Origin of the sequence: Candidatus Stygibacter australis, assembly GCA_030765845.1 — a bacterium.
Taxonomy (GTDB): domain Bacteria; phylum Cloacimonadota; class Cloacimonadia; order Cloacimonadales; family TCS61; genus Stygibacter; species Stygibacter australis.
In genome coordinates, this window is record JAVCDJ010000244.1 from 1 (window position 1) to 9,269 (window position 9,269).

The following is a 9,269-nucleotide window of genomic DNA, read 5'->3' on the forward strand; positions in this document are numbered from 1 at the left end:
GCATTGCCACAGATAACAGTTACTGTTTTTATCGTACCGGAACAGACGGTTTGATGAATGTGCAGAACAATATCTTCATAAATAACCGGACAGGTGATTTCAATCATTTGATCTATGACTACACATTTGTAAGTGGAGACTGGAATGCCGATTATAATGCGTATTATAGCGAGAATGGCAGAATGGGAGACTGGGGAGAAACAGAATGCATAACCCTGGCAGACTGGCAGACAGCAACAGAAGGAGATGCAAATTCGGTATATAAGAATGTGGAATTTGTAAGTGGAGCCGACCTTCATCTGACAGGAGTATCACTGGGAGACCTTGATCTTACCGGGATGTATTTACCGGAAATAGTATTTGATATTGACGGGGACTTGCGTAGTGAAACAAATCCATATATGGGAGCAGATGAAAATCTGGAATATCCATTATTACCGACACTCGCAAGCGAATATACAATTGATAACACTGGAGCAGGTGATATTGCCACAATATCTGAAGCAATTGAAATGATAAATACCACAGGTTTGCCGGCAGGTGGAGTAACATTTAACATCTTATCAGATCAGATATTTACTGAAAACCCACCAATAATAACAGTGCAGGCAAGTGAGGAAACTCCGATAGTATTCCAGAAATCAGGAGAAGGTGACAATCCTGTAATTCAAAATACCGATACAGTAACGGCTATGCTGCATTTTGACGGAGCAGCCTGGATCACCTTTAACGGCATTGATATAGCAGATGGTGATGCCGTTGATCTGCTGCGTTATGAAAAAGCAGTTTATATCTTTGCCTCTGACCATATATCAATCTTAAATGGAAATTTCAGTGATTTTGATAAATATGGAATTCATGTGCGTGATGCTTCCACCAATACAGTGCTTGATAATAATGAAGTCTTTTACACGGAACCATATTTCACAGAACAGACTTCTGTATATTCAATTTATGTGCAATATAACAGTTTAGCAGATAATGTGATTATCAGCAATAACAAAGTTTACGGCATCAAAGAAGCATCAGCAACTGTTTACGGCATCAGAGTCTGGAAAGTAAATGCTCAGGTTTATAATAACTTCGTGGCACTTACAGCAGATAACAATGATAAGATATATGGCTTACGCATGGATGGCGGGCTTGTGGGACTGGTAATGGATGTTCAGTATAATACAGTGAAACTGGGTGGCATTGCCACAGATAACAGTTACTGTTTTTATCGTACCGGAACAGACGGTTTGATGAATGTGCAGAACAATATCTTCATAAATAACCGGACAGGTGATTTCAATCATTTGATCTATGACTACACATTCGTAAGTGGGGACTGGAATGCCGATTATAATGCGTATTATACCGAAAACGGCAGAATGGGAGACTGGGGAGAAACAGAATGTGTAACACTTGCAGACTGGCAGACAGCAACAGAAGGAGATGCAAATTCGGTATATAAGAATGTTGAATTTATGAGCGGCACCGATCTTCATCTGACGGGGGTCTCACTTGGAGATAATGATCTGGCAGGAATGCCTTTAGCAGAAATAGTCCTTGATATAGACGGAGAATTGCGTGGCTTGGAATATCCTTATATGGGATGCGATGAAGCACCTGATTATCCGCTTGGGGTGGAGGAACACACATATGGTGATGTTGATGATAACCTGGTAATAGATTCCTTTGATGCTTCACTCGTAATGCAGTATGTAGTAGATCTTGATCCAGCTCCGGCAGCACCACTACCCTGGGAAGAATGGCGGCTTACCGTGGCAGATGTGGATGGAAACGAAATAGTTAGCGCTTATGACGCAGCTTTGATCTTGCAATATATAATTGAAATAATTGATATATTCCCGGTAGAGGAATTGAGGAATGCGGAAGTGCCTGAAGGCAAAATCAGCTTTGAGCAGAGTGAAGGAAACTTAGTGCTTTTTGCCCAGGGTGAGATGTATTCATTTAGTATGGCAATCGGTGAGGGTGAAAACTATTTATCAGCACCGGAAACACACGGAAATATGCTGAGTTCAGCTAACTGGCAGGAATATAAGTATGCCTGTGCATCTGCGGAAGTGATCACAGGAGCATTTTTGAGTATGGGAGTGCTTTCTGAGGGCGAAATTAGCATTCAGTATTATGTGAACGGTGTTTATGGTGAAACCTCAATAGAGATTGAACCATTAGAAAGTGGTGTTCCCATTATTACATCCCTGTCACAGAACATTCCCAATCCCTTCAATCCCGATACAGAGATATCTTTCACCATCAAAGAAGAAACAGGCGGTATTCTTAGTATATTCAATGTAAAGGGACAGAAAGTAGCAGAAGAGGAATTTCCTCAGGGAAGTCATAGTTATCACTGGAGCAGCGAAGAAAGTTCCGGTGTATATTTTTACCGATTAGAAACTTCCGGCAGCAATATTTTGAAGAAGATGACTCTTATAAAGTAGAATTAGAATATAGGGCAGCAGGTAAATCAATCTGCTGCCTTTTCATAAAAAGAAGGAAAAATGAAAAAAGAGAGACTGATATTTGTCATTTTTATTGTGATGGTGATATCATGCTGGAGTCAGGAGATATTTAGCATAGATAACACAGGAGGCGGTGATTATGCTGATTTCAGTACAGCAATTAACTATCTAAACTCATTAACAGAAATGCCTGAAGGTGGAGTGGTTTTTAATGTAACCAGTGATCAGGTCTTTTTGGAAACACCAGATACATTGAGAGTAATTGCAACTGAAACAGCACCGGTAATATTTCAGAAGTCAGGAACTGGAGACAATCCAATGATCCACAATAGTGAAAATGTGACAGACTTTATCCAGTTTTATGAAGCAGGCTGGGTAACATTTGACAGCATAGATCTGGCAGATGATGATGATGAAGATGAAATCCGCTACGAGACAGGTTATTATATTTATTCCTCAGACCATATCACGATAAAAAACTGTAGTGTAATAGATTTTGATAAGAATGGGATCTATGTAAGAGGTGCCAGCACTAATACGGCAGTGGAAAATAATGAAGTTTATTACACGGAAGATTATTTTACAACTCAGACCACAATTGCCGGAATCAAAGCCACATACAACTCACTGGCAGAAAATGTGTTGATCATCAGCAACAAGGTTTGGGGCTTAAAAGCAGCTACTTCAACAATATATGGTATAGAATTTAACCAGATAACCGGTGTGGCAGCTAATAATTTTGTGAGCCTTACAAGCGATGGAAACGATAAAATTTATGGTATCAGGGCAACAGGAAGATCTGGCAGGACGATGGAAGTATTTCATAATACTGTATATCTCAATGGCATTGCCACAGATGAAGGCTATGCCATCGGTTTGATGGGTGGCGGAGGAAATTTAACTGTAAGAAATAATATCTTTATAAATGACAGAGCGGATGAATTGCAATGTTCGGCATATATCGGAGTCGTGTATCAGGGAATGTATCTTGATAACAACGTGTATTACAATGACAATGCCGAGGGATTTAGAGGCAAGTTAGGCACCTATTTTACAGATGATCTGTCGGATTGGCAGGAAGTAGTAAATATGGATTCTGCCTCAGTTATCTATAATGTGGAATTTGCGGAAGCAGATAATGGAGATCTTCATATTTCGGGTAATTCACTGGGCGAAATGGCTCTCAGCAGCATATCGCTGGGAATTGAGACGGATATAGATTATGAAGAGCGTCCAGAGGAGAGTTTATATTGCGGAGCAGATGAAAACCTGGACTATCCTCTGGTAAATGATCTGGAAAGCGAGTATTTGATCGATGCTGGTGGGGCAGGAGATTTCAGCAGTTTTGCAGAAGCGGTGGCATTATTGAACAGTTCAAGTGTTCCAGAAGGTGGAACAGTATTTCAAGTAACTGCAGGTCAGGAATTTAATGAAGATGCACTACTTCTGAGTGGTATGGGCAGTGAAACTGCACCTGTGATATTTCAGAAAACCGGAACTGGCGATAATCCTGTGATCTACAATGCTGAAAATCTGGAAACACTGGTTGAATTTAATCAGGCAGCCTGGATTACCTTTGACGGAATTGATCTGGCAGATCCCATTGCAGATGATACTCTGCATTACGAAAAAGGCTATTACATTTTTGCCTCAGATTATATTACCATAAAGAACTGTAATCTGCATGATTTTGACGGTTATGGCATCCACGTGCGTGATGCCTCCACAAACACCTTGATCGAAGCAAATACACTCAGTTACAGTAGTGATTATTATACATCTCAGGCGACAGTATATGGCGTTTATGTGCAGTATAACGATCAGGCAGATAACATGGTGATCAGGAATAACAGTATTTACGGTATCAAGGAAGCCAGTGCTGGAGTGATAGGTATTAGAGTCTGGAAAGTAAACGCACAGGTTTATAATAACTTTGTGACATTATCTGAAGATAACAACGATAAAGTATATGGTTTGAGAATGGATGGCGGAGCCGCTGAACTTGAAATAGACGTGCAGTTTAATACAGTTTATTTAGCAGGAATTGCCACAGATCACAGCTACTGTTATTATCGCACAGGAACAGATGGACTGATGAATGTGCAGGATAATATCTTTGTAAATAACCGCAGTGGAGCTTTTGATCATCTGATATATGATTATACTTTTGCTGCCGGTGACTGGAATGCTAATTACAATGCCTATTATTCTGAAAATGGTAGAATGGGTGACTGGGGTGATACGATTTGCAATACACTGGAAGAATGGCAGGCTGCTTCTGCGGGAGATATGAATTCAGTTTATACAGAAGTGGAATTTACTTCAGAAACGGATCTGCATCTTGCGGGGATATCTCTGGACGATTATAATCTGGCAGGAATACCATTAACAGGCATTTTAGATGATATTGACGGGGACATTAGACATGAGATCAATCCTTATATGGGAGCAGATGAAAATCTGGAATTTCCACTTGATCCGGAAGAGCAGTATGTGATCACAGTAGATCCTTTGCAGCTCAATTTTGGTGATATCTATAATGGAACCGAATCTGAAACCAGTATCATCACAATTCAAAATGCAGGACTGGACGTGTTATCTATCTGGGGGATAAGTATTCCCGATGGTTTTCTGGCATCTCTTGATGGAGGTGAATGGACTAATAATTTCAGTGATTTTGAGCTTGCGGTGGGTGCCATAAGTGAACTTTCAGTAATATTTAGTCCTGAAACTTCAGGTGTGTATAATGCTGATATTGACATTGAGAGCAATGCAGCCGATCATGTGTATGTGCTTTTGGAAGGAAATGCACTTGAACCGGGAATAAATGTTGTTCCAACTGCCCTTGAATTTATTCTTACAGCAACAGGCGTGATTTCGATAGCGCAGGATGTTACAATATATAACACTGGTGGACTGCCGATATTGATAGATGAGATCACTATGCCGGATAACTTTGCCATTCAGATCGATACATTACTGGTAGATGAACTTACTAATGTGATTTTAGAGGACTCATTAACTTATGAAGTGGTATTTTATCCTCAGGAAACGGGCGAATTGAGTGGAGACATGGTGATATTTTCAGAAGTTGCCCACGGAGCGGGAACAGGAGAAATCGTCACACTCAGCGGTTCAGCCTTTGATTTCAGCCTGACAAACCTCGAACTTGATTTTGCATATTTGTGGTATTCTGACAGCAAGTGGGGAGATTATGACAATGACGGTGACTTAGACATCGTGACATCAGGCTATCAATTAAACTCAAGTTACGGACAGATGCACATCTATGAAAATGAAGGCAATAATACCTTTGATGAACTTGATCATGAACTTGACGGTATCGGCAACGGTGCAGTGGAATGGATTGATTTTGACGGAGATGGTGATCTGGATATCTTTATCATGGGACAGTATGAGTTTGAGGTATATGTTGCCAAAACATATCGTAATGACGATGGTAACTTCATTGAGATTGAAAATGACATTTTCTCTTTGAAATCATGTGGTTCCGATTGGGGAGATTATGATGGAGACGGTGATTATGACCTGCTTTTAATGGGAGATGAAAATGTTCCTGATGATGATGATATTCCCCATGTAACCATTTATGCCAATGACGGAGGCGGCAATTTTTCATTTGCAGCCGAAGTTACAGGAATGAGTACAGGTGAAGCAAAATTTGGTGATTATGACAATGATGGTGATCTGGATGTGGGAATTAGTGGAAGAGTCGAATCCTTTGTATATACCACAAAAATATTCCGCAATGATGACAATGTGAATTTTACTGAAATAGAGGGTGATTTCCCTGATCTACGTTACAGTGATGTAGCCTGGGGTGATTATGACAACGACGGAGACCTCGACTTTCTGGTAACAGGCTCATTTGAAAACGAATCACCATCTGAACTCTATATTTTCCGTAATGACGGATTTGATGTATTCACAGACACAAATGCAGATATTATGGGTATCCGTCAGGGAGATGTCGTTTGGGGTGATCTTGACCAGGATGGAGATCTGGATGTGATAGTAAACGGAATTCATGACCACGATTCCTGGATTGGCTATATTTACCTGAATGAAGGAATGGATCAATATACCCTGGTGGATAGCGTTGTAAGCCTCAAGTATGCTGATATGGCACTCGGAGATATTGATAATGATAACGACCTTGATCTTTTCCTGGGCGGACGTTATGACTATATGGACTATCGGGTTTTTGTATTTGAGAATGAAGTGGAGTTTGAGAATACTACTCCCACAGCACCTGCAAGCCTGGTCAGTGTGGTAGATCAGGATAATGTGATCTTATCATGGATTGCCGGTGATGATATTGAGACAGGCAGCCTGGGATTAAACTACAATATCAGTATTGGAACAGAATCAGGCACTGATGATTATATGCCGGCACTGGCAGATCTGGAATCAGGACACAGAGAAGTGGCAAGGATTGGTAATGCAGGATCAAATCTCGTATTTACAATTCATAACTTGCCGCAGGGAATGTATTATGCCAAAGTACAGGCGATTGATACTTCTCTGATCGGATCTTCCTTTTGTGAGGAAGTAAGTTTTGAGATTACATGGACTGGTGAAGATGAAAACCTGATCCCGATGATCACAGAGTTAAAAGGAAATTATCCTAATCCATTCAATCCTGAAACCACTATCGAATTTGCTGTTAGTGAGGAATCTGATGTGGAACTGGCAGTTTACAACCTGAAAGGTCAAAAGGTGAAAGAATTGTTGCGGGGAACTTTGCAGCCAGCAGCGTATTCTTTGGTCTGGGATGGCAGAAATGATGCAGGTACTGCTGTTTCCAGCGGGGTCTATATGTATATTTTAGAAACGGATAATTTTAGGGAAGTAAGGAAGATGACTCTTTTGAAATAATCGAAATCAGCTAATTTACAGGGCAGGATTAATATCCTGCCCTGTTTTTTTTTTCGGTTAATTATATAGTTGCTAAATATGTGGTTCTTTTTTCTGGCGTGGAAAGCTGAGATAACAGGAGTAGAGATTAAAAAAAAAATTTAAGGATAATAAGCTGGAGAAGTTTTTTGAGCAGCGTTTGCCAAAATATGATATTGGAGATCCAGATCACTGGATAATTTCAAGGGAAGATGATAAATTAGGAAGATGGGGTGCAATATATCAGATAGAAACCAATAATGACCATGATATTGATCCAGGAGTTATTGAGACCTACCTCTATAATGATTTAGGTGATATCATTGAAATGAGAATGCTGGTTGTCGATTATGATCAAAGTATTGAATATGTATTCCATTATGAATATGATCTTCAAGGAAATGCAACTCACTGGATTAATGGGAAAATTATCAGACAGAAAATTGCTGCTATTAGAACTTGAACCAGCAGAAGGGATTTATGAAGTTATAGAGTTCAGTCAAAGATCTCAAGAATGGTATCTTTTCATCGGAAGTGAATTCTTCCAAATCAAAAATCAGCTTTATGTTCATAAAGAGGTGTCTTCAGCCAGGTGGATAAAAGCTGGATATAAAGAAAATGAGCAGCATTTAATGGAAAATTTCATCAAACACTCCTGGCTTCCATCCACAAATCTAAAAGTTAATCTGCTGAAGTATATGTTTACATCCGATAAGAAATCAAGCGATTATTTTATATTCCTGCCTGTAATTGATTGAAATCAATCCCTGTTGACCTGGTTACTATTTAGAAACCTTTCGCAAAAAACTAAAAAAAAATGGCGCCCCAGACGCGATTCGAACACATGACCTTTTCCTTAGGAGGGAACTGCTCTATCCAGCTGAGCTACTGGGGCGCTCTACTGATACCCAAAAATTACCCTCCGTACTCAGTGTCAAGCATTTAGTCTGACCTGTATCCCCTGGAAACTATTATTTATTTGCTTCTAAGTTGCAGTATTTGAACTCATTATCAAGTAAATGAGTCGGGCTTTACGGAGAATATCATTGGGGATTGAGCCATTCATGACTTTAAATACCGGTTTTAAGAATTCGGTACCTAAGCTTTGGATATATGGGAAGGAAGCTTCTATCTCGTTCAGGTTAGGGAAATCATCACGATGATCAGGAATTCTATCCAGTTTATGTTCTGCTTTTCTTTTTTGAACTACCTTTTTTAAAAATTTCTGTGATACTATGCTCTGCAGCATATTTCTGGAGAAGGGGAAGAAATAAAGGAGCATAAGATCTTGCTTTGATCTCACCTATACCGTGAATACTTAGCAGGCTTTCTTCTGACTGGGGGAAATAATATGCCAGTTCATGAAGAGTTTTATCAGGAAATACCACATAAGGTGGAATATTTTTCTGATCAGCGATCTTTTTACGTTTTGCACGCAGCAGTTCAAAGAGATTTTGATCATAATCGAGTTTGATTTTCTCTGCCGGAATTGGTTTTTCTGGTTTATGTTCGGGACGCAATTTACCCATATAAGATGATTTTCCGTGCATAATTTCCCAGGCAGAGGGGGTAAGTTTCAATGAGCCATAATGTTCTTCCCGCAAAATGATCCTGGCGCTGATCAGCTTGCTGTATAATTCATTCCACTGTCTTTTAGAAAGATCTGTGCCAATATTATATGTCGAAAGCTGATCATGATGATTTTCCAGAATTCTTTTTTCTGTTGAACCGCGCAGGATATTGATGATATAATTTGCTCCAAAGAGTTCGCCTGTCCGCCAGACGCATGAGAGGAATTTCTGAACTGGAACGGTCAGATCGGTTTTTTCCTGATCACTGGTGAGGCAGTTATCGCAATTCTGGCAATTTGGTTCCCTGTAGTTT

General features: G+C 39.9%; 5 protein-coding genes and 1 tRNA gene. 4 read left to right on the forward strand and 2 right to left on the reverse strand.

Translation table 11 applies throughout. The features are described from left to right. From RAO94_12455 to RAO94_12470, 4 genes are all read left to right on the forward strand, one after another. Positions 1–2,447, forward strand: a 2,447-nt coding sequence (locus RAO94_12455) for a T9SS type A sorting domain-containing protein (protein MDP8323152.1), incomplete at its 5' end; no start/stop codon positions are given. A 60-nt stretch (positions 2,448–2,507) separates the two neighbouring features. Next, the gene (locus tag RAO94_12460; protein ID MDP8323153.1) at positions 2,508–7,367 is read left to right on the forward strand and encodes an FG-GAP-like repeat-containing protein; all 4,860 of its coding nucleotides are present in this window, start codon (positions 2,508–2,510) and stop codon (positions 7,365–7,367) included. Positions 7,368–7,545: 178 nt separating this feature from the next. Further along, positions 7,546–7,848, forward strand: a complete 303-nt coding sequence (locus tag RAO94_12465) for a hypothetical protein (protein ID MDP8323154.1) — start codon at positions 7,546–7,548, stop codon at positions 7,846–7,848. Next, positions 7,805–8,143 carry a hypothetical protein gene (locus tag RAO94_12470; protein MDP8323155.1) on the forward strand — a complete coding sequence of 113 codons (339 nt, stop codon included), beginning with the start codon at positions 7,805–7,807 and terminating at the stop codon, positions 8,141–8,143. Before RAO94_12465 ends, RAO94_12470 begins: the two co-directional genes overlap by 44 nt. A gap of 60 nt (positions 8,144–8,203) precedes the next feature. Here the strand turns inward: RAO94_12470 and RAO94_12475 are convergent. Next, positions 8,204–8,280, reverse strand: a tRNA-Arg gene (locus RAO94_12475). A 286-nt stretch (positions 8,281–8,566) separates the two neighbouring features. After that, positions 8,567–9,269: RQC domain-containing protein (locus RAO94_12480; protein MDP8323156.1), on the reverse strand; the 703-nt coding region annotated here is incomplete at its 5' end.

Bases quoted from the DNA above. Each gene is read 5' to 3' on its own strand.
- RAO94_12470 (MDP8323155.1), top strand. From the start codon at position 7,805: ATGGGAAAATTATCAGACAGAAAATTGCTGCTATTAGAACTTGAACCA.
- RAO94_12460 (MDP8323153.1), top strand. From the start codon at position 2,508: ATGAAAAAAGAGAGACTGATATTTGTCATTTTTATTGTGATGGTGATA.